Raw genomic sequence first — 21,431 nt, 5'->3', positions numbered from 1 at the left:
ATGAAGGTCCTCTGGCTGTTCGCCCACCCCGACCCCCGCTCCCTCAACGGCGCCCTCAAAACGGCGGGACTGCACGTCCTCGAAGCCCACGGCCACCAGCACCGGGTCTCCGACCTCTACGCCATGAAGTGGAACCCCCTGGTGGACGCCGCCGACTACGACCACGACCCGACCGACCGCCTCCTGGTAGGCGACGCCTCCGAACGCGCCTACAGCGCCGGCCGCCTGAGCCCCGACATCGCCGCCGAACAGCGCAAACTCGCCTGGGCCGACACCCTCGTCGTCCAGTTCCCCCTCTGGTGGTACGGCATGCCCGCCATCCTCAAGGGCTGGTTCGACCGGGTCTTCGTCAAGGGCTTCGCCTTCGGCCACACCGACCCGACCACCGGCCGCCCCCAGCGCTACGGCGACGGCCCGCTCACCGGCAAACGCGCCCTGGTCGTCGTCACCGCCGGCGCCCGCGCCACGACCCTCGGCCCCCGGGGCGTCAACGGCGACCTCAACGACCTCCTCTTCCCCCTTCAACACGGCACCCTCTGGTACACCGGCATGTCCGTCGCCCCACCCCTGCTGATCCCCGGCGCGGACCGCACCACCCCGGACGCCTACGCCGACGCCACCGACCGGCTACGCCACCGCCTCCTCACCCTCCCCACCACCGACCCCCTCCCCTTCCGCCACCAGAACACCGGCGACTACGACGACGACCTCCTCCTCCACCCCCACCTCACCCCCACACCCCCCACCGGCCCCTGGGCCCACTACACCACCCCACCCCAACTCCCCTCCCCCTCAACCCATTTGCCCCCTCCCTCTGCAAAACTCCCCCCATGCCCCACCACCTGATCTCCGTCATCGGCAACAGCCCCGGCGTCGGCAAGTCCACCCTCTGCCGCGCCCTGGCCGACTGGTTCGAGGAGTCCGGCAGCACCGTCGAACACTTCGCCGAGCCCGACATCCTCACCCACCCCGCCTTCCGCCCCGTCGCCGAGGAATTCGCCACCGCCGACCACACCGTCCGCCCCGAAACCCTCGTCGCCGCCACCCGCACCTACGTCACCGACGCCCGCGCCGCCGGCACCGACGTCCTCGTCACCGACGCCCTCATCCCCTTCCTCCCCTCCCTCATCGCCTGGGGCCACGACGAACCCGCCCTCACCCGCGTCCTGAAGGACCTCGCCGCCGCCGTCCACCCCACCCAGGTGACCATCGTCTACGTCCAGGACGACCCCGCCAGCGCCCTACGCCGCGCCATCGACCGCGAGGGCCCCGCCTGGGCCGACTGGTACCTCACCAAACTCGCCAACTCCCCCGGCACCAGCACCGTCCACGACCTCGACTCCGCCGCCGCCCACCTCCGCCACGAAACCGCCCTCACCCACCGCCTCCTCGCCACCACCCCCTGGCACGTGATCCCCGTCCACACCACCACCCGCACCGCCCCCGAAACCGCCACCCACACCCGCACCCAACTCACCCACCACCTCAACCTGAACCCGTAGACAAGGAAGCGCGAAGACACTGGGAGCACAGGAAGCGGAAGACCCTGGAGGAAGTCTGACCCGAACCGACTTCGTCACGCCCGAGCCAATCAGCCCACCGCCCCAAGGAACGCCGCAACCACCAACGACAGCCACCCGACCCCGCCGCCCTTCACCACCGCACCACACGACAAAGCCCCCCGCCGGGTTATCCGGGCGGGGGCTTTGCTGTGTGGCTTGTAGTGATCAACCACGACGGCTTGAGCACCTCGGATCGTGAGCCACTCGTCCCAGACCGCCGACGCACTCGCCAAGAGGGCAGCTGCGGCATCTCCGTCGCTTGGCTCTCCGTGAAGAACCGGAAGGACACCCGCGAGTTGATGAATGAGCCGAACGGTCTCTCAAGTCAGGCCCTGCTGCCCATCGGGCCCGTTGCTACAATCTCTCCTCGCTTGCGGACTTTGATGAGGCCATGTCAGCTGACGCAGTTCAACCACCGAGCACGGGGAGAGCGTTGATCATGCAGGGCGGGTTCTCCGTGGATCTCGACGCGCTACGCAAGGCCGCATCTGGGATCAGAACCACTCTGGACGCGATGGCGACCAAGAAGGTGAGCGACATCGATGCCCCCAAGGACGACTTCGGACACGATGAACTGGCCTCAGCAGTAGCCGATTTCTGTGATCGGTGGAACATCGGTGTCTCACACCTGGCCTCTGACGGAGCAGAGGTCTCCGACCGGCTGGACCATTGCGTGAAGAGCTACGAGAAGGCCGAGCAACATATCCAACTCTCGGCCAAGGACATTCTTCAGTCGTCATCCGGAACAGACCCGGGGGCGTCCTGATGGCTCAGCTTGGTGAGACGTCGAACCCCCGCGAGCTTGTCCCTGGCGCTCCGGGTCCTCTGAGCGCGACCGCGCAGTCCCTGCTCGCCTACGGTGATGTGCTCATAGAGGCTGGCGAAGGGCTGGCGAAAATCGACACTGAGGATGGCTGGCGCGGAAAAGCCGGCGATGCCTTCCGTGATCGTTTCCATGGTCAGCCGGCCAGATGGGTCGAGGCGGGCAACAATTTCCACGCCGCCGCGAAAGCTCTGTACGACTACATTCACACCCTGCGCGCAGCCCAGCAGCGCGCCGACGACGCTATATCCCAATTCGCACGCGGCGAGGCGAGCACCACAACTGCCGTGAAAGCCCACGCTCAGCAAGTCAACGAGGCGTACAGCCGAGGCGACTCCACCGAAATTCCTTTTCACGACCCTGGCGAAGCAGACCGTGCTGCCGCTCGCGAGAATCTCAAAATTGCTCGCGCCAATGTGAAGAGTGCGGGGAGCACCGCGGCGAAGCTGGTGAAGAAGGCCACGGAGTCCGCCCCGGAACGCCCGGGATTCTGGTCCGACGTCGGCGACTTCTTCAGTGATGTAGGCGAAGGGCTGTTGGACGGAGGTGAGACCGTCCTCACCGGCCTTGCCTCCTTCGGAAACGCCATGATCCAGCATCCGGGCGACACCGCTGCGATGCTCGGCGGCACGCTCTTGGCCGGAGTCAGTGCCGGCGGTGAAGGGCTCGGCGTCGCCCTGGACGCCACAGGCGTCGGTGCTGTCGCTGGAGTTCCGCTTGGCGCCGTCTCCGCTGCCGGGATCGCCACCGGCGTCGGCCTGGCAGGTGCCGGCGCCGCGGACCTCGCCCAACACGCCAAAAACGACTCCGCGGTCCAACCTCTACAGAGGAACAGCGAAGGACCTGGAGCCAGCGGTTCCGAACAGCAAGAAGCATCGGAACTGATCAAGAATGGTCAGCAATACAAGGGTACCGGTGGTCGCGCAGGGAACAACCTGCCGGTGGAAGGCGGCCCAAAAAACGGAACCCTCTACAAGACAAACCCGGAGACCGGAAAAGTAACAAACTATACAACTTACGACTCCGAAGGGCGCCCTTTGAAGCGTGTAGACTTGGAAGGCGACTCGCATGGCGGAGTAGAGACCCCGCACGTCGTAGAATACACGCACAACACCAATCCAAAGACCGGTGAAGTCTTCGTGCGCCCATCAAGGTCAGTGCGCGCCGCATTCCCCTGGGAGATCCCGTGAGCAGCAGCAAACCGGCGTGGTCCGAGCGTGAGCTGCCGGCTTTCTTCAGGCAATGGCGCACGGACTGGAAGGACGAGGACCTCTCGCCGGACAACTACCTCGACTTCGAGGGCGGCCTGCGTTTTGTCCTGGCCGCATCCTGGCTTTTTTGCCCCGAGACGGTCGAGTACCGCGGCTGTGTGTTCCTCAAGGAGCACTTCAGCCAGGGCACTATCGACGACTGGTTCACGACTCTGGAGAACGATCGGCGCCGTATCGAAGTCGTCGCCAACCACGTCGAGTTGTGGGCCACTTTCAGCAACACCCCTTTGACGGCGGACGATCAACTCGGGGAGGAACTCCCTCAACTTGCCCTGGCCTTGGGGGAGTGTTGGCAAGGAGTCCTGTCCACTCGCTACCCCGACCGGGAGATCACCGTCGAGGTGAGCGACGAGGAGGACGGCTCCTACGGGCCGACCGTGACCTTCTGGACGTCCCCGGCTGTATCAGCCTTCGGCTAGCACCACATTCGCCTCTTCCCGCGAACTGTGCACTCTCAGCACGTAATTCCGCCCCTGACCGGCGTCGGCCTGGAGCTCCGTTTCCTGCCCCGCTAGCAGCGCGTTTTCACGAGGCGGGCTGCCCGACCGGCAATCGCGTGAGCGGAATTCGCTCTGACCAGCGTGCTTGGGCAGGCTGATGCGCCGTCCATCTTGGGGCCTTGAGCCAAGTACTGGAGCTCGTTGTCGTGAGTGCCCGTGTGCCGTCGTTGCCGTTGCCGTCACTCGACGACGGTCAATGTGCTGTCTGGGCGTACGCAAGAGCTACTCTCCACCGACCGAAGGCTGGCAGCCACTCCTCTTGAGGCTCCGCTCCACCGACCGAACTGGGCCCGGTGCGGCAGAACGGCCGCTTTCCGCACTCCACTCATGCCACCGGGCGGTAGGCATACCACGGTACGGAGTCAGTGTCCGTAGAACTCGCTCAGGTGGGCGACCAGCCGTTCGGAAGCAACCGCTGATGCCGGCGCCAGTGCCTCCGAGGCGGTGTGCAAGTCTGATGGCTTGCCGAGGTGGTCTCGGGTCCGGGCCAGCCAGAAGGCGTGGAAGGCTCGTCCTCGCTGGTTGGTCCCGTGCTCCCTGCGCATGGCATCCACGTTCAAGCGGCGCTTGATCTCGTCGACCACGGTCGGCATCGCGAACGTCGTGAATTCCACCCTGCGTTCGCAGTCGAAACGGTCGATGGCCCTGATCAGTGAAGTAGGCGCGGGCCTGGTTGTACCGGCGGGCGTCGAAGTGAGTCCAGCCAGTGAGCCGGGCGAGTTCGGCTGCGACCGCGACCCCGTACAAGTCGTTCTTGAAGATTCCGGACTTGCTCTCGCTCAAGAGCCACACGACATACCGGAGTTGCCCCACCACCGCTGGTCGCGGCGTTTCGCCGCCATGCTGGTCGTTACGCCGCCAGTAGCCCTCGATCGATGCCCGTAGCACTCAAGGTGATGGGCTCGGGCCGGGTGCCGAAGTCGGCGCAGGGATGCTGTCCACGTCAGCCCCGGGGAGATCCACGGGCTTGGACCGGAAGGCCGCGGGGGACACCTGGAAGGGGACGGAACACGGTCTGGTCTTCACCCTGAAGAACGGGACTCCCCTCGAGCCCCGCAACCTGAACCGGTCCTTCGAAACGCTCTGCGTCCGCTCCGGTATCCACAAAGCCCGCTTCCATGACCTGCGGCACACGTGCGCGTCCTTGCTCCACGAACAGGGCGCCGATGCCCGAATGATCATGGAAGTCCTGGGCCACAGCTCCATCCGCGTGACCATGGACGTCTACACCTTCGTCCGCCTCGGCTCCCAGCGCTCCGCGTTCGACCGCGTTGGGAACGCGCTGAGGGGTGACGGCACCCCGCCGGACGATGACGACGGTGCGGCAGGCGCCCTGGTGACCGCCTGGCTGTCCCCGATCAGCCATTGGAGGCGGTTGCCGTCAAAACTGCCGTCAACGCATACGCCAGAGGCCCCGTCGATTTCTCGACGGGGCCTCTGACCTGCTGTGCGCTCGGCAGGATTCGAACCTGCAACCTTCTGATCCGTAGCTCTAGAGAGATCGGTCAGAGACGGTCACACAGGTCGCGCATCGGTCCCGAAAGGACGCTACGGGGCGGAGCCGGTTGCTGTGGTTGCTGTATCCAGCTGCTGCACAGCAGGAACCTGGTGGGGGGATGGCATGGAACGGGATCTACACGAACGGCTGTTGGTGGGAAACGACGAGGCGTCCGTGGCAGCTTTGGCTGCGCTCCGCTGTGGTGGCTCCCACCTGATCTGGGACGGAGCCACGTCTGCTTCGGCGCTCGCCCTTGTCTATGGACGTCGGCTGCGGCACACGCGCCGCCGGGGCATCGAGACCACGAACCTGGCACAAGCCGTGGAGCTGCTCGGCCGGCATCAGCAGCCAGTTCGCCTGGGGCAGATCAGAGCCGCCGATGACTCCTGGATGTTCATGCTGTTCCTCACCGAAGACGGCAGCAGGCTGATCACGTGGACCGGTGTGCGGCAGACCCACGTCTGAACCTCAGCCGACGATCGTCAGCCACGATGGCGGGTGTGCCGACCGATCAGGCGCGCGTATGTCTCGCTCCACCCCCACCGACCTCAGCCACGCTGCTCGATGACGTCGGCCAGAGCAAGACACGACGGCCGGTCCGTGACAACGGTGGTGGAGCCCTCAGCTTGGGAAGCTGCGATCATACGGGGCTGGTTCGGACGCTGACCTGCGCGAACGGCCGAGGTGCGGCATCGTCGGGCTCAGTTGCTTTCACCGTGGTTCCCCGCTGTTCCCCACTCGATCTGGTGCGCTTGTGGTGCGGCCGCAGACGAGGCTCCCGCACGAGCTGGCGGGGGTCTGGCACGCCCCACCGTTCCCGCAGTGGCGGTTGAGAGCGGTAGCTCACTGCCGTGCCGCCGGCCGTCGGACCGCCCCAGGGGGACGTCTGTCACCGGTGCTCGCTGGGTTGGCTAACCGTCTGTGTCGCCACGCGCAGGGCGTGCGCCCCCATGCGCTCTGCGTGCCGCAAGCGCCTGCCCCTCCTGTGACGACTCTCCTGACATGGCGTCATCCTTCATTTAGCCTGAGGTCGATAAGGCTGAGGGGGCCCCTTGCTTCACACTCGCATGACGCGTGCACGACTTTACGTACTCGTGGACTCGTTCGAATCTGACGTACGGCAGATGCTCTTGCGGTTCATCCTCGACCACATGAGTGAGACCGAGGCTCTGGGTGACAGCTACGTGCGGGCAGCTGAACGCCGTCACGCTGACGCCAGTGACGACGAGCTCTCCATTGTCGAATACCTCGACATGCGTGAGGCGTACGACATTCTGAACCGACATCGGGAAGCACTCCCTGTGGAGCTGGCCCGAGAATTACGCCTCGGCACGCCACGAATGGACACCCTGGTACCGATCCGCAACCGCGTCATGCACGGGCGTCCCCTACAAGCTGGTGACGCCGAAAAGGCAGTAAGCGCATGTCGGGAATTCAAGAGTCGATTTTGGCCAACAATGCGCGACACCTTGGACAGGTTGAGCGCTGAGCCGGAGTGGGAGCCAGCGTTCAACGGCGCAGATCGGCGCTACTCTGACCGGATTCTCCACAATCTTCCGCCATTCGATTATGACGACACTGGCCTTATCGGAAGGTCTCAGGCATGTAGTGCCATAGTAAGGCACCTTTTGAGGCGCCGTGAGCCAATGATCACCATTACGGGGGAAGGCGGAATCGGTAAGACGGCCCTCGCATCTGACGTGGCCTATTCACTCCTTGACAACCCGGATTCCCCTTATGAGTGCATTCTGTGGACGTCTTTGAAGACGGAGCGGCTAACGGCTAACGGAGTCATCGAGATTGCGGGCGCAGTACGCGATATTACAGGTGCCACTCAGACCTTGGGCAAGGTGCTAGCAGAAGATTTTAAGGGCGGTGCTGAAGAGCTGGCCGAAGCCCTCCAGGGCATTGAGGCCTTAATCATCATCGATAACCTCGAAACCGTTAGCGGTAGCGAGATCGTAACGCTGTACGAAACGCTCCCCGATAACGTCACGTATCTCATGACGAGTAGGATCGGCGTGGGGCAAATCGAGCGCCGAATCCCTCTTCCCCCACTGGAGAAGAAGGACGCGCAGACACTCTTCAGGTCGTTTGCTAGAGCGCGCGGAGGGCGGGCTGAATTCTTGGCAAGCCTGAAGCAGGAAACTGTCGAGCAGATTGTCACTCGGCTGCGCTTCAGCCCCTTGGCTATTCGATGGTACGTCCTTTCCGTTGAATCCGGGAGAGAACCTCATCCCACTTTGACTGATCAGGACGAGTTGATCGACTTCTGTGTCCGGTCGGTCTTTGACGCCCTCAGCGAAACACCAAAAGCCATCCTGTCCGTTCTCTATGCTCTTGATCGATCTTCGACATTCGACGAGCTGGCAGTCCTGACCGACTCCCCAATCGACGCCCTGAACCTAGCAGTTAAGGAGCTAAGTGCGGGTTCGCTGGTAAGTCAGAAGCCAGATCCTGATGACGAGTTGATTTCACGAGTTCAGATAACTGAAGCGGCTCAACACTTCCTGCGCCGAGTCGCCCCGCCGCCAAAAGCGGACATCAGTAGCACACTGCTGCGAGAGCAGGAGTTCAAGCGCTCAGAGGAGCAACGTCGTGCGGACGAAAGTAAGCGTCAGCTCGCCCCCAACGTTGTGAGGGTTCGTTCGCCGCATGACGAGCCCACAGCCCATCTGCTGAGGCTCGCGTTGGCGCAGTCGCGCGCGGGGTCGATCGACCGTGCTCAGAGTTACCTGACGCGTGCCCGGGCGCTGAATCCCGAGTTCTGGGAGGTGGATCGCGTAGAAGCCTTCATCCTCTCCCAAAACGATCAAATCGACCAGGCTAGCTCCCTTTACCGCTCGGCCCTGCGTAAGGCTGACGAGGCCGGTAAGGCCGTTATCTCCTACTATTTTGCGGGGCACCTTGCCGGCCGCGGCCACGATGTGGATGCCGCTCTACCTCTGGCAGAGTCAGCGCATGAGCACTTTCAAACTGCTGACACCGCACAGCTACTGGGTAAAATTAATCTGTGGGCCCGCAATTACGAAGAGTCCCAGGTACACCTTGAATGGGCCCTAGAAAACATGACTGGTCGAGGAAGGCTTCGACTGATCATCCTCACCAGTCTCGTCGACTCCTGGCGCCGGTGGTCTGAGTCGCTACTTGAAGATGATCGGCGTCCCATAGAAGCCGCTCATAAGGCGTCAGCAGGATTCTCTCAGGGCATTAAGGAGCTAGACTCGGGGGCGTGGGATCAACGACTAGCCGAAATGCTTCTTGAAAGTGCGAATGCTTTCCTGCGAGCGATTGGCGAACTCGGGTTGTTTCCTCCCATTTTCGAGAATGATGCAGTCCGCATCCTGAAAGGAGTGAAGCGTCATGCTGTCCTTTTTGAGCGCTGCGCTGCATGGCGCCACTTTCCCGGGCGGGTCGGCAAGTTGTATCGTCTATCGGGCATCAGCGAAGAAGTGTCAAGCCTTTGCGAGGACTTGGTAAATGTGGCCAAGCCGAAACTAGGCGGTAGTTCAGATGTGTCACCCCGAGGGATTGTTAAGGCCTGGCGCGGAACTTTCGGTTTCATCTCGCATCCCGACTATCCCAGCGACGTGTTCTTTCCGGGGGCGGCAGTCCAAGAAGGACACGGCGTGAAATGGGACTCCCTTAACCCTGTCGGCGTACACGTCATTTTTGAAGTCGACGAGCACGGCAAAGGGGACCGTCCACGCGCCAACTACGTATCTCCTATCGCCGTAGACGAGTAGCCAGGATGCGAGGCCATTAGCGCAGGGTCGGCGGAGCGGTTTTGGGCTGGAGCTGCTTTGGGGCGAGTGATCATGGCCCCGTAAGCTGATGGCGCGTCGGGCAGTCTGTGGACCTGCCCGGTAAAGCACGACGTTGGGGCCATGATCTTAGAGGCTCGCCCCAAAGTGGCTGCCTAAAGCCGTGGAGCCGACCGCCCCAGCCACGACGCACCCCGTCTCTGGCCCCAGGCGGCTGATCGTTGAGCGCGCGGGACGGGCGCCGGCCGGGCTGGAGCGGGGCGGAGACAGGAGCGCAGGCCCGGCCGGGGGCCGGGCCGCGCGCGGCGAGCGCAAGCGAGCCGCCTTGAACCCGTAGAGAAGGTTGTTACTCAGTAGGGCGTGGGGGCTTTCGGGCGTGGCGTGAACTTCTCGGCGCAAGCTGGGAGTTCGGTCGCCTCGCGGTGGGCCAGGCCGACGAAGAGCACGGGCCGGGCGGTCCACTCGATGTGGGTGTCGCGGTGGCTGACGGTGATCTCGTAGGGCGTGGTGTACGCCAGGGCCTCGATGGCGGCCACGTAACCGCCGGCCAGCCAGCTCCGGGCGCATGCGGCTGCCTCGGGTTCGAGGGCTGAGGTGATGGTGCGGAGTGCGACGCGGATCCAGCGGACGGCTTGGACGGCGTTGTCGGCCTGGCAGGAGGCGAGGAGGACGGGGGCCTCACCGGTCGCCGGGCTCTGGGTCCAGCACTCGCACCAGTAACCGGGGCGAAGGACGGGCATGGCTGCGGGAGTCATTTGGCGCTCCATGCGGGGCTCGCTGACAGCGTGTAGCGGGTGGCTTCCTCGAAGATCGTGAGGAGGTAGGAGTCGCCCCGGGCAAGGGCGAAGAGCGCGTACTCATGGGCGGCGTGATCGCTGAGCCAGTGGCGGATCGGTCGGGCTGCCGCGGCGTCGAGCTGGTCCGCGATGTCGATGGCTCGGCTGCGGAGCCACCGCAGTGCCAGGCGTGGAGTAGCCACCGAGCCTGAGCTGAGCGGAACGGAACTGCCTTCAGGGAATGAGTGGGCAACGGCTTCGCACCGGTAGCCGGCAGCAGCACCGACCGCTTGATCGCGGGCAATGTCGCGCAGCGTCCATCCGCCGCCGACACCGACACCTTCCTCCAGCGAAGTTGGGCGTTCGCCTCCAACAGCTAGGCGACTGCTCGTATACTCGTGCATACAAGTTCCTTTGTGCTGGTGGGCCGCTATGGGTAGTGGGTTCGAGCTAGATGAGTTTCACGCCGTCGTGCGCTCGCACGGCGGGTGGCGAAGTCGCGTCAAGGGCGTCCAGGACGCGAATCGCGTACGCCTCGTCGGCGAGTTCCGTGACTTCCTCGCGGGTGGCCCAGCGCAGGGCACGGGTTTCCTCGCCGGTCGTGGGGGTGCCGTCGATCGCTTCGCAGCGGAAGACCATCGAGACGATCAAGCCGGTCATGTTCTTGTAGATGCCGGTCAGGGTCGCCGGGAGGGCGATCTTGATGCCGGTCTCTTCGAGGACTTCGCGCTGGAGCGCTTCGGGGATGGTCTCGCCTGGTTCGAGCACGCCGCCGGGCGGTTCCCACTGGCCGTTGTCCCGGCGCTGGATGAGCAGGGCCCGGCCCCGGTCGTCGACGATGACTCCGGCGACGCTCACGGAGTGCGGACGCTCGGCGCTCACGGAACTTCCATCCCCTTCGGCTGGCTAGGCTTCCCACCGTAGCAATAAGCGCCAGCCGCTCGTCTAGATACCTAAAGGAGCCAAAATGCCCGCTCAGGGTACTGCCCTGCTCGGCGCACTGGACCCCACCAGTGACCGTGCGGTGTTCCGGCAGATCGCCGATCAGCTCCGCGAGGCGATCGACAAGGGCCGGTTCAAGGAGGGCGCCAAGCTCCCGTCCGAGACTGAGCTGATCGAACACTACGGAGTTTCGCGGATGACCGTCCGGAACTCGTTGTCCGTCCTCCAGGGCGAGGGCCTGGTGGTCTCGGAGCACGGCAAGGGCGTCTTCGTCCGGCCGCGTCCGCCGGTCCGGCGGCTGGCCTCGGACCGCTTCGCCCGGCGGCACCGGGAGCAGGGCAAGTCCGCGTTCACCGTGGAGGCGGAAGCCGCGGGCAGTCGACCGGAGGTGGACAGCCTGGAGGTGAAGGAGGAGCGCCCCTCGCAGGACATCGCCACGCGCCTGGGTGGACCGCGCCGCGTGCTGGCTCGTCGCCGCCGCTACCTGCTCGACGGCCGACCGGTCGAGTTCGCCACCTCGTACATCCCGCTGGATCTGGCGACCGGCACCCCGATCGCCGAGCCGAACCCCGGCCCCGGCGGCATCTACGCCCGGCTGGAAGAGCTGGGGCACCGCCTCGACCACTTCGACGAGGAGATCCGCGCCCGGATGCCCTCGCCCCAGGAGGTCAAAACGCTCCGGCTGGCCTCCGGCGTCCCGGTGATTCACCTGATCCGCACCGCGCACGACAGCGAAGGACGTGCGGTCGAGGTCTGCGACACGGTGATGGCCGCTGACGCCTACGTCCTGAACTACCAGCTCCCCGCCACCTGATGACGGGGCGGATGGAACGCGATGCGCTTCCGCCCTCCCCTCCGTCGACTCGTACACACGAGACAGCCAACATATATAGACGAGTAGCTGTCTCTATGTCATAGTGATGCGCACGCCCCCGGATTGCGGGGTGACGACGGCAGCTTGTCTAGATGACTAGCTGTCATGGAGGAGGAGAAGGCATTGCGTTCCATCCGCGTGGAGACCTCGGCGGCCACGATCCTGCTGACCGAGGCTCCGGAGAAGAAGCTGAAGGACCGGCGGACCGGCGAGGTCGCCACCGACGCCAACACCGGTGACGTGCTGTGGACGGTCGGGGTCGTCTACATCGAGGGCGGCGAGTCGGCGCTCCTCAAGGTCACCGTGCCGGAGAACGGACTGACCGAGGGGCTGACGGTCGGCGCGCCTGTCTCGCTGGCCGGGCTGGTGGCTCGCCCCTGGGAGTCCACCTTCAACGGCCAGGAGCGCCACGGCATCGCCTTCCGTGCCACCGCTGTGATGCCCGGCGAGTTCCCCGTGCCGGCTTCGGTGGCGGCCTGATCGCCATGTCCGATCTGCTGACGTTGCTGGAGGTGGGTGCTCCGGTCGCCGCACTCGGTGGCGGGGGCGCCTACCTCCGGGCGAAGCACCCGGCCGCCTTCTGGTGCACGGCCGGCCTGCCAATCTCCACCGCCCGCCTGCTCGGCACGTACGGCTCGACCATGGAGGCGTGCGGGCTGACCGTCCAGCCGTCCCGGCTCCGCGCTCTGCTCGTCCAGGCGACGACTCGGCGCGAGGTACGGCCGGTTCCGCCGCGCCGGGGCCTGATTCGCCCGACCTCGACGGGCATGCGGCTCCGGCTGCGGTTGGCTCCGGGCCAGGAACCGGCTGACGTGACGGCCTCCGCTGAACGGCTGCGGCACGCCTGGGGCGTTCACGCCGTGTACGTCACCGAGGTCAAGCCGGGCGTCGTCGAACTGCGACTCGTCGGCTTCGACGTGCTCCGCAAGGTCCGGATGCCGCGCAAGGTCGAGGGCGGGTTGCTGAAGGTCCCGGTGGCGCTGCGGGAAGACGCGACCGCATACGTCCGCGACTACCGCACCGTCCCGCATCAACTCACCCTGGGCGCCACTCTGTCGGGCAAGTCGATGTTCCTGCGCCACCTGGTCGCCGGGCTAGCCCGACAGCCGGTCGCCCTGGTCGGGATCGACTGCAAGCGGGGCGTGGAGCTGGCGCCGTTCGCCCCTCGGTTGTCGGCGCTGGCCACGGACCCCGGGCAGGCGGCTGAACTGCTGCCCGTGCTCGTGCGGTTGATGGAGGACCGGTACGACCTGATCAAGGCCAGGCAGGGCGTCGCCCCGGGCACCCCGGACGAGGAGATCACCTCCGACATCTGGGGCCTGCCCGAGTCCGAACGCCCGGTTCCGGTGGTGGTCGTCGTCGACGAGGTGGCCGAGCTGTTCATGGTCGCCACCCGCAAGGACGAGGAACGGCGGGACGAGATGGTCACCCAGCTCATCCGTCTCGCCCAACTCGGCCGCGCCGCCGGCATCTACCTCGAAGTGTGCGGCCAGCGCTTCGGCGCCGAGCTGGGCAAGGGCGCCACCATGCTCCGCGCCCAGCTCACCGGCCGCGTCTGCCACCGGGTCAACGACGAAGCCTCGGCGAAGATGGCGCTCGGGGACATCGCCCCTGAGGCGGTCATCGCCGCCTGCGGCATCGCGCCCGAACGCCCTGGCCTGGCCGTCGCCGGGGACACCTCCGGCGGCTGGTCCCGCATCCGCACCCCGTATTTGTCGCTCGCCGACGCCGCCGCCGCCTGCACCGCCTCGGCCCACTTGGTCCCGGACATTCCGGCGCTCGATCGCTTCCGGCCCGTCGTTTCGGCCGGCCCTTCTGACTCGGCGATTCCGCTGGTCAAAGCACTGCCGGCCACCAGCTGACCCACACCCTCAACGGTCGGCGCGACCGCTTCGCGCCAGGTCCCTACCCACTCCATGCCTGAAACCGGAAGGAGGTCCACCCATGCGCGATCAGACACGCGAATCCATCCACCGCATCGAGAAGGCCGTACGAGCTGGCGACTACGCAACCGCGCTGGCGGACGCCCGTCGCCTGTACCGGAATGCCACCACCGAAGCCGAACGCGCCGAGCTGCTGGCCGTTCTCGGCCCGCGGGCCGTCCCGCCCACCGCACCGGCGAGGGGCTAGGTCAGTGCCTGCGTACCTCGCCCGCGTGGACGCGGTCCTCATCCAGGCCGTCATCGCCGCCGCACTGTCCTTCGCCCACCTCCACGACATCGCCGTGGCAGCCGGGCAGGACGGTTGGAAGGCATGGGCCTACCCGGTGTCGGTGGACCTGCTCCTCATGGCGGCCTGGCGGCGGCTGCGGTCCGGGACGGACAAGCGGAGCGGGTGGTGCTGGTTCGTCATCGCGTTGACGGCCTCACTCGGCGCCAACGTGGCCACCGCCGGCCTCCTCGACCTGCACGCCGTCCCCGCCTGGCTCCGCATCCTCGTCGCCGGCTGGCCAGCGGTCGCCTTCCTCGGCGGATCACTGCTCGCGCACTCCACCCCACAGCAGACAACAGCCGAGAAAGCACCCGAGCGGAAACCGGAAAAGGCCAACGCCTCCGCACCCGTACCGCCGCCCGCCGAGCCGGTCACGCCGCCCAGCCCTGCGCCCTCGGCCTCGCCCGTCCCATCCGTCCCGGCCGCCTTGGTCGACCACGCCCGCCAGGTCGCCGCCGACCACCACGCCCGTACCGGCGCCCCCATCGACACCACGACCCTGCGCGCCCGCCTCGGCATCCCCACACAGCTTGCCGAAGCCGTCGCCGCCCGACTGTGACAGGAGAACACCCCATGCGCCCGTCCACCCTGCACGCCTTACAACGCGCCGCCGAACTCACCCGTGCTGGCCGCTTTGTTGAGGCCATGGCCACCGCCGAGCCCGTCATCCTCACCGCCGATCCGGACGAGAGCCAAGAGATCGCACAGTGGCTCACCGAACACGCCGACGACTTCGTCCGTAAGCCGGAGGAGCGCTGATGGTCGCCAACCGCCGCTTCCGCAACGTCGCCCGCATCGGCCCCGTCCAGGTCGGCACCGCCTACGACATGCGGGGCCGGGAGAAGCACACCGCCGCGTGCACCGCCCCGCGCTGCGGCTTCTCCGCCGACTACGACAGCCGCGCCGCCGCCGAGCTGGCGGCCCGCACCCACCGTTGCCCCGTCCGCTGAAAGGCCCGCCCGTGACCGTCACCCTGCCCCTGGTCCTCGTGCTCGGCGTCGTCGCCTGGGCCGCGATCAAGTTCCTCGGCATCCGCATGTGGGCGGCCGTCGCCATCGCCCTCTTCGGCTTCTGGCTCGCCCACACCTTCCTCGCCCCCGCCGTGGAGTCCGGCACCCGCACCGGAGTCCACATCGTCAACGGCACACACATCTAGACGACTAGCCAACCAAGGAGAAATCACCCGATGTCCGCCCGCACCACGCCGCCGATCACGCACCTGGCTGCGCTGGCCTCACTGGGCACCATGCCCGCCCTGCTCCGGCAACTCCGGGGCCTGGGCGGGTGCGGCCAACCCATCCGCCTCGACGGCCACCGCACCGAGATCCACCCCACCACCGGCCAGATCCTCTCCGAGCTGCATGCCAGCGACCTGCCCGCCGGTCACCTCCTGGTCCGCTGCAACAACCGCCGCACCACCCGCTGTCCCGCCTGCGCCGAGACCTACCGCCGCGACACCTACCAACTGATCACCACCGGCCTCCGCGGCGGCAAAGGAACCCCCGAACAAGTCGCCACCCACCCCCGCGTGTTCGCCACCTTCACCGCTCCGTCCTTCGGCCCCGTCCACAACCGCCCTACGGGAAAGGGCGGACCGGCCCGCCCCTGCCGCTGCGGCACCCGCCACCCCGACGACGCCCCCGCGCTGGGCACCGCGCTCAACCCGAACGCGTACGACTACGAGTCAGCGGTGCTGTGGAACGCCCACGCCGGCGCCCTGTGGCGGCGCTTCTCCATCTACCTCCGCCGAGAGATCGCCAAGCGAGCCGGTCTCACCCAACGGGCCTTCCGCCACCACGTCCGCGTCTCCTTCGCCAAGGTCGCCGAGTACCAAAAACGCGGCGCGGTCCACTTCCACGCCGTCATCCGCCTCGACGGCCCCGCCGGCAGCAACACCCCACCCCCGACCTGGGCCACCACCGACCTCCTGACCGACGCCATCCAGGCCGCCACCACCAAAGCCACCGTGCCCGGCCCAACCATCGACGGCAGGCCCCACACCTTCACCTTCGGCAAGCAACTCGACATCCGCCCGATCCGCTCCGCCGACCTCGACGGCGGTACCGAACTAACCGAACGCGCGGTCGCCGCCTACATCGCCAAGTACGCCACCAAGGGCGCCGAAACAGCCACCGGCACCCTCGACCGCCCGCTCAAGTTCCTCGCCGAACTCGCCCAACTCGACATCAACGACCACGCCCGCCGCATGATCCGCACCGCCTGGACCCTCGGCGGACGCCGCGACCTCGAAGACCTCCGCCTCCGCTCCTGGGCCCACATGCTCGGCTTCCGCGGCCACTTCTCCACCAAGACCCGCCACTACTCCACCACCCTCGGCGCCCTCCGCACCGCCCGCGCCGAATGGCAACGCCTCCAAGCCCAGCCCAACCCCCCCGGAACCGACGCCCACCGCCACCGACGAAACCACCCTCGTCCTCTCCCACTGGACCTTCGCCGGCACCGGCCTCACCCCCGGCGAATCCTGGCTCGCCACCACCCTCCACCGCGAACACCCCCACCCCGAAGCCGAAGGAGACAACCAGCCATGACCACCACAGTGATCGAAAGGAAGTGGCACACCACCGCCGAAGTCACGCAGATGCTCGGCTACGGCCTGTCCAAGACCAAGATGCTCGTGCTCACCGGCGAGATCCGCTCCATCAAGGACGGCCGCAACCGCCGCATCCTCCCCCGCTGGGTCGACGAGTACGTCGAACGCCTCGCCCGTGAGGCCGAGATGGAGATGGAGTGGTCGGCATGAGCGGCAAGCGCGGCAACGGCGAAGGTTCCATCTACCCCTACAAGAACGGCTTCGCCGCCTACGTCTGGGTCACCACCCCCGACGGTCAGAAGAAGCGCAAGTACGTCTACGGCAAGACCCGCGACGAGGTCCACGACAAGTGGCTCAAGCTCCACATGGAAGCGAAGAAGGGACCGGTGGCCACGCGCCACCGCACGCTTGCCGCCTTCCTCTCCTACTGGCTTGAGTCGATCGTGAAGCCCAACCTCGCCCCGCTGACGTACGTGTCGTACGAGGGCTCCGTGCGGCTCTACATCGCGCCGCACCTGGGCCCCAAGCGCCTCGACAAGCTCACCGTGCGCGATGTGCGGGAGTGGCTGACCAAGCTCTCCGGCATCTGCCAGTGCTGCGCCCAGGGGAAGGACGCCAAGCGGGCTCCCGGAAGCCGACGTTGCTGTGCCGCCGGCGAGTGCTGCGAGGCGTACCCGTCCCGCCGCGTCGTCCAGGCTGCCCGCGATGCCCTGCGGGCAGCTCTCACCCACGCCGTCGCCGAAGAGGAGATCGGGAAGAACGTCGCCGCCCTGGTCAAGGTCCCCAAGCCGCGCCGCCGTCGCATCAAGCCCTGGTCCGCGGCTGAGGCGAGCCGGTTCCTCGCCGACGCGGTGGCCCGTGAGGATCCGCTCTTCGCGGCCTGGGTGCTCGTCCTGTGCCTGGGGCTCCGCCGGGGCGAAGTGCTGGGACTGACCTGGAAGTCCGTCGACTTCGAAGCGGGCGAGCTGTACGTGGACCACCAGATCCAGCGGGCGGGCCGTCAGATCCTCCACCGGGAGACGAAGACCGAGGAGTCGGACGACTTCCTACCGCTGCCGGCGCTCTGCCTCAAGGCGCTCCGGGTTCGTCGTGCTCAGCAGACCGGGGACCGGAAGGCAGCCGGAGACCTGTGGCAGGACAGCCACGATCTGATCTTCACGACGAAGTACGGCACGCCAATCGAGCCGGGGAACCTGACCCGCATGTTCGCGCTGCGTGCGCGTCGCGCCGGGCTCCGGGTCATCCCGCTGCGGAACACCCGGCACGCCTGCGCCGCGCTGCTGGTGCTCCTGAAGGTCCACCCCAGGGTGGCTCAGCGCATCCTCCGGCACTCGCAGATCGCGATGACGATGGAGGTCTACGCCGAAGCGGATGACGCAGCGGTGCGTGAAGCCCTGGCGATGCTCTCCGGAGCCATGGGCGGCGCCGGCTGACCCCGTTGCTGTACTTCACTGCTGTACCGCACGACAAAGCCCCCGCCCGGAGAACCCGGCGGGGGCTTTGGCCTGCTGTGCGCTCGGCAGGATTCGAACCTGCAACCTTCTGATCCGTAGTCAGATGCTCTATCCGTTAAGCTACGAGCGCTTGGCTTTCCGGCGGTTTTTCTTGCCGGTCGGCGTTGCAGGAGAAACATTACATGAGCTGCGCCGTAAGGCGAAATCCAGTTCCCACACCCTGCCTGACCTGCGAAAACGCCCGTGCGCCCGTGTTGCGCGTCAGGCCGGCCAGGGGGAGTCCTCGATGATCCGGACGAAGTTCGGGCGGGTGTAGTCCGCTTCGAAGCGGTCGAGGACGTCGGCCTTGACGTTGCCGAAGGCGGTCTGGGGGCGGTGGGCCAGGCCGGCGTGGAACGCGCGCAGGATGCGGCGCTTGAAGTCCGGGCGGGGGTGGGCGGCGACGACGGCCTCGCGGGTCTGCGGGGGCAGGGCGTCGTAGCCGATGCCGAGGATGTCGAGTTCGACGCCGGCCGTGACGAGGGCGACCTCGGGGGCCATGTGGTGGGGGATCTCCGGGGTGGTGTGCAGGGCGATGCCCTCCCAGACCAGGCGGGCGCGGTCCTCGGGGATGCCGCGGGCGGTCAGGAAGGCGCGGGCCTCGTCGGCGCCGTCGATCTCGAAGCGCTGCTGGGAGGTGCGGAACTTCTCGGTGAGGCCGAGGTCGTGGAAGAGGGCACCCACGTAGAGCAGCTCGGGGTCGAACGCCAGGCGGTGGGTGAGGCCGTGGTGGGCGCCGAAGAGGTAGACGCGGTGCGAGTGGTGGTAGATCAGGTCGTCGGTGACGTCGCGGACCAGTTCGGTGGCCTCGCGGGCCAGGCGGCTGTCCGGGACGGGGATGCCGGCGAGGGTGGACGTGGGGGCGGGGTCGTTGGTGGTCATGGGGGAAGGTTCGCGCGGCGGGAGTGGTCGGCGCCCGGTGCGTGCCGGCCACATGGCCCACGGATGCGGACATCCGACGGGGACGTGCGGCGCGCGCCGGTGGCGGTCAGCGGGTGGTGGTGCGGAAGCGGGAACGGTAGGCGGAGGGGGTGACGCCCAGGCGGCGGAGGAAGAGGCGGCGCAGGGACTCGTCGCTGCCGATGCCGGTGCGGCGGGCGGTGGCGGTGGCCGTCTCGCCGTTCGCGAGGAAGGTCTGGGCGGCCTCCAGGCGCACCGCCTCGACGTAGCCGGCCGGGGTGGTGCCGGTGTGCTCGCGGAAGAGCCGGGTGAGGTGACGGGGGCTGAGGCCGGCGCGGGCGGCCAGCGCGGTGTTGGAGTGGTCGGCGGCCGGGTCGGCGGCGATCGCGTCCAGGAGGGCGCGCAGTGCGTCGTGGCGGGGCCGCGGGGTGCGGGCGGGCACCGAGAACTGTGACTGGCCGCCCGGCCGCTGCATGAAGACGACCAGGTCGCGGGCGACCTCACGGGCCAGGTCGGGGCCCTCGTCGGCCTCCACCAGGGCCAGGGCGAGGTCGATGCCGGCGGAGACCCCGGCGGAGGTGAAGAGCGCGCCGTCGCGGACGTAGAGCGCGTCCGGGTCGACGGTGAGGGTGGGGTGGCGGGCGGCGAGGGTGGCGGTGTGGCGCCAGTGGGTGGTGGCCCGCCGTCCGTCCAGCAGCCCGGCCCCGGCCAGGGCGAACGCCCCGGCGCAGACCGAGGCGACCCGGCGGGAGCGGCCGGCGAGGCTGCGGACGGCGTCCAGCAGGCCGGGCGGGAAGCGGCCCTGGGTGAGTTCCTCGGCGCCGGGGACGAGAACGGTGTCCACGGGGCGGCCGGCGACCTCCGGCACCGCCGCGTCGACCACCAGGCGGGTGCCCGAGGCGGTGGTGACGGTCCGGCCGTCGGGGGAGCAGGTGCGGACGGCGTAGCGGCCGCCGAGGCGGGCGGCGGAGCTGAAGACCTCCAACGGGCCGGTGACGTCGAGCAGTCGGGCGCCCTCGAAGGCCAGCATCACGACGGTGCGCGGGGTGGGGGCGGACCGCTCGGGGACGGACCGGGTTGGCGGTGTCGACCTCGGCAGGGACATGACCGGCAGCGTAGGCGGCGGGGGCGGTGCAGGGCCGCAGCCCGCCGGGCCGGTGCCGCGGTGGTCCGGTGCCGCGGTGGTCCGGTGGCGGCGGGCGGGCAAAAAAACGAGCCCGGTCGTGATGACCGGGCCCGGGGTGGTGCAAGAGCGGAGGCGGAGGGATTTGAACCCTCGATGGGTGTTAAAACCCAAACCGCATTAGCAGTGCGGCGCCATAGACCGGACTAGGCGACGCCTCCACACACCTGACGCGCGTGAGCGCGATGTGGCGTGACCAGATGATGACACAGCTCGGTGGCCTGTCACCAATCGCCCCCTACGGTACTCGGCCCGCGGGCCACCCGGCAAAGACGTTCCTGCGGCGCAACGTCACGGCCGGCGGCGCGTTAACCGAGTCGGGGCGGCACCGACGCACGCGTGTCGTGCGCCCCCGGCGCGTACCGACCGCGTACCGCCGACCGTCCCGTACGGGCCGGTCCCGCCGCCTTGCGGCGGGCCGCCCCGCACTCGCCCGTCAGGAGCCCGTGATGTCCCCTCGCCGGATCCCGTCCCCGTTCCGCGCCCGGTCGCTGCCGAGGTTCGCCGCGGCGCTCGCGGCCGCCGCGTGCGCGGTGCCGGCGCTCGTGCTGGCGCCGGCCGCCTCCGCGGCGCCGATCCCGCTGCCGTACCACCACGACGTGCTGCCACTGCTGGGGCATGGCGGTCCCGGCGCCGCGGGGTCCGGTGACCGGCCGGGCGGGCGGCGCGCGGACCACCTCACGATCACCGTGACCCGTTCCGGCGCGGAGCGCACCGACGGCAGGTTCGAGCTGTACTGCCATCCGCGCGGCGGCAACCACTTCGACGCCCGGCGCGCCTGCGACCGGCTGGACCGGATGACGCGGTGGGGCAAGGACGCGTTCGCCCCCGTGCCGCAGGGGGCGCAGTGCACGATGATGTACGGCGGTCCGGCGCGGGCGCACGTCACCGGGACCTGGGCGGGACGCCGGGTGAACGCCGACTTCAAGCGCACCAACGGGTGTGAGATCGAACGCTGGAGCCGCTTCCAACCGATGCTCCCGACGACCGTTTCCTGACCCGGTTCGTGCCGGAGTAGCGCGTCAGATCCGGACGAGGGGCACATGTCGGGCGTGCGGGGAGTCGCGTCGGGGCGCGGCATAA

At 67.6% G+C, this 21,431-nt stretch carries 25 protein-coding genes, 2 tRNA genes and 1 pseudogene; 20 read left to right on the top strand and 8 right to left on the bottom strand.

Translation table 11 applies throughout. The features are described from left to right. The 5 genes from ACLJT4_RS06190 to ACLJT4_RS06170 all read left to right on the top strand — a co-directional run bounded on the left by ACLJT4_RS06190 (window position 1) and on the right by ACLJT4_RS06170 (window position 4,075). Window positions 1-846 carry an NAD(P)H-dependent oxidoreductase gene (locus ACLJT4_RS06190; RefSeq protein WP_411121345.1) on the top strand — a complete coding sequence of 282 codons (846 nt, stop codon included), beginning with the start codon at window positions 1-3 and terminating at the stop codon, window positions 844-846. Further along, complete coding sequence (locus tag ACLJT4_RS06185) at window positions 831-1,502, top strand: hypothetical protein (RefSeq protein ID WP_411121344.1); 672 nt, start codon at window positions 831-833, stop codon at window positions 1,500-1,502. The genes ACLJT4_RS06190 and ACLJT4_RS06185 overlap by 16 nt, the downstream gene beginning before the upstream one ends. 451 nt (window positions 1,503-1,953) lie before the next feature. Next, window positions 1,954-2,328 (top strand): hypothetical protein, encoded by a 375-nt coding sequence (locus ACLJT4_RS06180; RefSeq protein ID WP_411121343.1) that lies wholly within the window; start codon window positions 1,954-1,956, stop codon window positions 2,326-2,328. Beyond that, window positions 2,328-3,575, top strand: a complete 1,248-nt coding sequence (locus ACLJT4_RS06175) for a putative T7SS-secreted protein (RefSeq protein ID WP_411121342.1) — start codon at window positions 2,328-2,330, stop codon at window positions 3,573-3,575. The genes ACLJT4_RS06180 and ACLJT4_RS06175 overlap by 1 nt, the downstream gene beginning before the upstream one ends. Beyond that, the gene (locus tag ACLJT4_RS06170; RefSeq protein WP_411121341.1) at window positions 3,572-4,075 is read left to right on the top strand and encodes a hypothetical protein; all 504 of its coding nucleotides are present in this window, start codon (window positions 3,572-3,574) and stop codon (window positions 4,073-4,075) included. Before ACLJT4_RS06175 ends, ACLJT4_RS06170 begins: the two co-directional genes overlap by 4 nt. A 443-nt stretch (window positions 4,076-4,518) precedes the next feature. Here ACLJT4_RS06170 and ACLJT4_RS06165 read toward each other — a convergent pair whose 3' ends face one another. Then, complete coding sequence (locus ACLJT4_RS06165; RefSeq protein WP_411121340.1) at window positions 4,519-4,770, bottom strand: hypothetical protein; 252 nt, start codon at window positions 4,768-4,770, stop codon at window positions 4,519-4,521. 353 nt (window positions 4,771-5,123) lie between these two features. Between ACLJT4_RS06165 and ACLJT4_RS06160 the strand changes: the two genes are divergently transcribed. From ACLJT4_RS06160 to ACLJT4_RS06150, 3 genes are all read left to right on the top strand, one after another. Next, window positions 5,124-5,597, top strand: coding sequence for a tyrosine-type recombinase/integrase (locus tag ACLJT4_RS06160; protein ID WP_411121339.1), 474 nt, complete (start codon window positions 5,124-5,126; stop codon window positions 5,595-5,597). 180 nt (window positions 5,598-5,777) lie between these two features. Further along, window positions 5,778-6,119: a hypothetical protein gene (locus ACLJT4_RS06155; RefSeq protein ID WP_411121338.1), complete on the top strand. Its 342-nt coding sequence runs from the start codon at window positions 5,778-5,780 to the stop codon at window positions 6,117-6,119. A 686-nt stretch (window positions 6,120-6,805) separates the two neighbouring features. Further along, window positions 6,806-9,400, top strand: coding sequence for an NB-ARC domain-containing protein (locus ACLJT4_RS06150; RefSeq protein WP_411121337.1), 2,595 nt, complete (start codon window positions 6,806-6,808; stop codon window positions 9,398-9,400). A 368-nt stretch (window positions 9,401-9,768) separates the two neighbouring features. Here the strand turns inward: ACLJT4_RS06150 and ACLJT4_RS06145 are convergent, their stop codons facing one another. The 3 genes from ACLJT4_RS06145 to ACLJT4_RS06135 form a co-directional block, all read right to left on the bottom strand. After that, the gene (locus ACLJT4_RS06145; RefSeq protein ID WP_411121336.1) at window positions 9,769-10,173 is read right to left on the bottom strand and encodes a hypothetical protein; all 405 of its coding nucleotides are present in this window, start codon (window positions 10,171-10,173) and stop codon (window positions 9,769-9,771) included. Next, entirely contained in the window at window positions 10,170-10,397 is a 228-nt protein-coding gene (locus ACLJT4_RS06140; RefSeq protein WP_411121335.1) for a hypothetical protein, read from the bottom strand. Before ACLJT4_RS06140 ends, ACLJT4_RS06145 begins: the two co-directional genes overlap by 4 nt. A gap of 247 nt (window positions 10,398-10,644) precedes the next feature. Further along, a complete protein-coding gene (locus tag ACLJT4_RS06135) occupies window positions 10,645-11,052 on the bottom strand; it encodes an NUDIX hydrolase (RefSeq protein WP_411121688.1) in 408 nt (135 codons plus the stop codon). Between the two features lie 109 nt (window positions 11,053-11,161). On the opposite strand from ACLJT4_RS06135, the gene ACLJT4_RS06130 reads away from it, so the two are divergent. The 11 genes and pseudogenes from ACLJT4_RS06130 (at window position 11,162) to xerC (ending at window position 18,205) form a co-directional block, all read left to right on the top strand. Beyond that, window positions 11,162-11,950, top strand: a complete 789-nt coding sequence (locus ACLJT4_RS06130; RefSeq protein WP_411121334.1) for a GntR family transcriptional regulator — start codon at window positions 11,162-11,164, stop codon at window positions 11,948-11,950. 183 nt (window positions 11,951-12,133) lie between these two features. Further along, window positions 12,134-12,490 carry a hypothetical protein gene (locus ACLJT4_RS06125; protein ID WP_411121333.1) on the top strand — a complete coding sequence of 119 codons (357 nt, stop codon included), beginning with the start codon at window positions 12,134-12,136 and terminating at the stop codon, window positions 12,488-12,490. A 5-nt stretch (window positions 12,491-12,495) separates the two neighbouring features. Beyond that, a complete protein-coding gene (locus tag ACLJT4_RS06120) occupies window positions 12,496-13,872 on the top strand; it encodes an FtsK/SpoIIIE domain-containing protein (RefSeq protein WP_411121332.1) in 1,377 nt (458 codons plus the stop codon). Window positions 13,873-13,954: 82 nt separating this feature from the next. Next, the gene (locus ACLJT4_RS06115) at window positions 13,955-14,140 is read left to right on the top strand and encodes a hypothetical protein (RefSeq protein ID WP_411121331.1); all 186 of its coding nucleotides are present in this window, start codon (window positions 13,955-13,957) and stop codon (window positions 14,138-14,140) included. A gap of 4 nt (window positions 14,141-14,144) precedes the next feature. Then, window positions 14,145-14,780, top strand: coding sequence for a DUF2637 domain-containing protein (locus tag ACLJT4_RS06110; protein ID WP_411121330.1), 636 nt, complete (start codon window positions 14,145-14,147; stop codon window positions 14,778-14,780). Window positions 14,781-14,794: 14 nt separating this feature from the next. Further along, on the top strand, window positions 14,795-14,980 hold the full coding sequence (locus ACLJT4_RS06105; RefSeq protein ID WP_411121329.1) for a hypothetical protein: 186 nt from the start codon (window positions 14,795-14,797) through the stop codon (window positions 14,978-14,980). Next, the gene (locus ACLJT4_RS06100) at window positions 14,980-15,171 is read left to right on the top strand and encodes a mobile element transfer protein (protein WP_376170685.1); all 192 of its coding nucleotides are present in this window, start codon (window positions 14,980-14,982) and stop codon (window positions 15,169-15,171) included. Before ACLJT4_RS06105 ends, ACLJT4_RS06100 begins: the two co-directional genes overlap by 1 nt. 11 nt (window positions 15,172-15,182) lie before the next feature. After that, the gene (locus ACLJT4_RS06095; RefSeq protein WP_100606025.1) at window positions 15,183-15,377 is read left to right on the top strand and encodes a hypothetical protein; all 195 of its coding nucleotides are present in this window, start codon (window positions 15,183-15,185) and stop codon (window positions 15,375-15,377) included. Between the two features lie 90 nt (window positions 15,378-15,467). Continuing rightward, window positions 15,468-16,770: pseudogene (locus tag ACLJT4_RS06090) on the top strand (replication initiator). Then, window positions 16,767-16,982, top strand: a complete 216-nt coding sequence (locus ACLJT4_RS06085; protein WP_411121328.1) for an excisionase family DNA-binding protein — start codon at window positions 16,767-16,769, stop codon at window positions 16,980-16,982. Before ACLJT4_RS06090 ends, ACLJT4_RS06085 begins: the two are co-directional and overlap by 4 nt. Further along, on the top strand, window positions 16,970-18,205 hold the full coding sequence (gene xerC, locus ACLJT4_RS06080) for a tyrosine recombinase XerC (RefSeq protein ID WP_411121327.1): 1,236 nt from the start codon (window positions 16,970-16,972) through the stop codon (window positions 18,203-18,205). Before ACLJT4_RS06085 ends, xerC begins: the two co-directional genes overlap by 13 nt. 78 nt (window positions 18,206-18,283) lie before the next feature. Here xerC and ACLJT4_RS06075 read toward each other — a convergent pair. The 4 genes from ACLJT4_RS06075 to ACLJT4_RS06060 all read right to left on the bottom strand — a co-directional run bounded on the left by ACLJT4_RS06075 (window position 18,284) and on the right by ACLJT4_RS06060 (window position 20,509). Then, window positions 18,284-18,356, bottom strand: a tRNA-Arg gene (locus ACLJT4_RS06075). A 131-nt stretch (window positions 18,357-18,487) separates the two neighbouring features. Further along, window positions 18,488-19,147 carry an HD domain-containing protein gene (locus ACLJT4_RS06070; protein WP_411121326.1) on the bottom strand — a complete coding sequence of 220 codons (660 nt, stop codon included), beginning with the start codon at window positions 19,145-19,147 and terminating at the stop codon, window positions 18,488-18,490. Window positions 19,148-19,253: 106 nt separating this feature from the next. Next, window positions 19,254-20,270: a GlxA family transcriptional regulator gene (locus ACLJT4_RS06065; protein WP_411121325.1), complete on the bottom strand. Its 1,017-nt coding sequence runs from the start codon at window positions 20,268-20,270 to the stop codon at window positions 19,254-19,256. Between the two features lie 148 nt (window positions 20,271-20,418). Continuing rightward, window positions 20,419-20,509, bottom strand: a tRNA-Ser gene (locus ACLJT4_RS06060). A 288-nt stretch (window positions 20,510-20,797) separates the two neighbouring features. On the opposite strand from ACLJT4_RS06060, the gene ACLJT4_RS06055 reads away from it, so the two are divergent. Continuing rightward, a complete protein-coding gene (locus tag ACLJT4_RS06055; RefSeq protein ID WP_411121324.1) occupies window positions 20,798-21,346 on the top strand; it encodes an SSI family serine proteinase inhibitor in 549 nt (182 codons plus the stop codon). The last annotated feature ends 85 nt before the right edge of the window (window positions 21,347-21,431 follow it).

Source organism: Streptomyces sp. x-19, assembly GCF_046549115.1.
Classification (GTDB): domain Bacteria; phylum Actinomycetota; class Actinomycetes; order Streptomycetales; family Streptomycetaceae; genus Streptomyces; species Streptomyces albulus_C.
The sequence above is the reverse complement of the archived record's forward strand: the minus strand, read 5'-3'. Positions and strand labels throughout refer to the sequence as shown.

What these genes read in the sequence shown, in the direction of transcription:
- ACLJT4_RS06190 (WP_411121345.1), top strand. Translation starts at nt 1, where the DNA reads ATGAAGGTCCTCTGGCTGTTCGCCCACCCCGACCCCCGCTCCCTCAAC.
- ACLJT4_RS06185 (WP_411121344.1), top strand. Translation starts at nt 831, where the DNA reads ATGCCCCACCACCTGATCTCCGTCATCGGCAACAGCCCCGGCGTCGGC.
- ACLJT4_RS06180 (WP_411121343.1), top strand. Translation starts at nt 1,954, where the DNA reads ATGTCAGCTGACGCAGTTCAACCACCGAGCACGGGGAGAGCGTTGATC.
- ACLJT4_RS06175 (WP_411121342.1), top strand. Translation starts at nt 2,328, where the DNA reads ATGGCTCAGCTTGGTGAGACGTCGAACCCCCGCGAGCTTGTCCCTGGC.
- ACLJT4_RS06155 (WP_411121338.1), top strand. Translation starts at nt 5,778, where the DNA reads ATGGAACGGGATCTACACGAACGGCTGTTGGTGGGAAACGACGAGGCG.
- ACLJT4_RS06150 (WP_411121337.1), top strand. Translation starts at nt 6,806, where the DNA reads ATGAGTGAGACCGAGGCTCTGGGTGACAGCTACGTGCGGGCAGCTGAA.
- ACLJT4_RS06145 (WP_411121336.1), bottom strand. Translation starts at nt 10,173, where the DNA reads ATGACTCCCGCAGCCATGCCCGTCCTTCGCCCCGGTTACTGGTGCGAG.
- ACLJT4_RS06130 (WP_411121334.1), top strand. Translation starts at nt 11,162, where the DNA reads ATGCCCGCTCAGGGTACTGCCCTGCTCGGCGCACTGGACCCCACCAGT.
- ACLJT4_RS06120 (WP_411121332.1), top strand. Translation starts at nt 12,496, where the DNA reads ATGTCCGATCTGCTGACGTTGCTGGAGGTGGGTGCTCCGGTCGCCGCA.
- ACLJT4_RS06115 (WP_411121331.1), top strand. Translation starts at nt 13,955, where the DNA reads ATGCGCGATCAGACACGCGAATCCATCCACCGCATCGAGAAGGCCGTA.
- ACLJT4_RS06105 (WP_411121329.1), top strand. Translation starts at nt 14,795, where the DNA reads ATGCGCCCGTCCACCCTGCACGCCTTACAACGCGCCGCCGAACTCACC.
- ACLJT4_RS06100 (WP_376170685.1), top strand. Translation starts at nt 14,980, where the DNA reads ATGGTCGCCAACCGCCGCTTCCGCAACGTCGCCCGCATCGGCCCCGTC.
- ACLJT4_RS06085 (WP_411121328.1), top strand. Translation starts at nt 16,767, where the DNA reads ATGACCACCACAGTGATCGAAAGGAAGTGGCACACCACCGCCGAAGTC.
- ACLJT4_RS06070 (WP_411121326.1), bottom strand. Translation starts at nt 19,147, where the DNA reads ATGACCACCAACGACCCCGCCCCCACGTCCACCCTCGCCGGCATCCCC.
- ACLJT4_RS06065 (WP_411121325.1), bottom strand. Translation starts at nt 20,270, where the DNA reads ATGTCCCTGCCGAGGTCGACACCGCCAACCCGGTCCGTCCCCGAGCGG.
- ACLJT4_RS06055 (WP_411121324.1), top strand. Translation starts at nt 20,798, where the DNA reads ATGTCCCCTCGCCGGATCCCGTCCCCGTTCCGCGCCCGGTCGCTGCCG.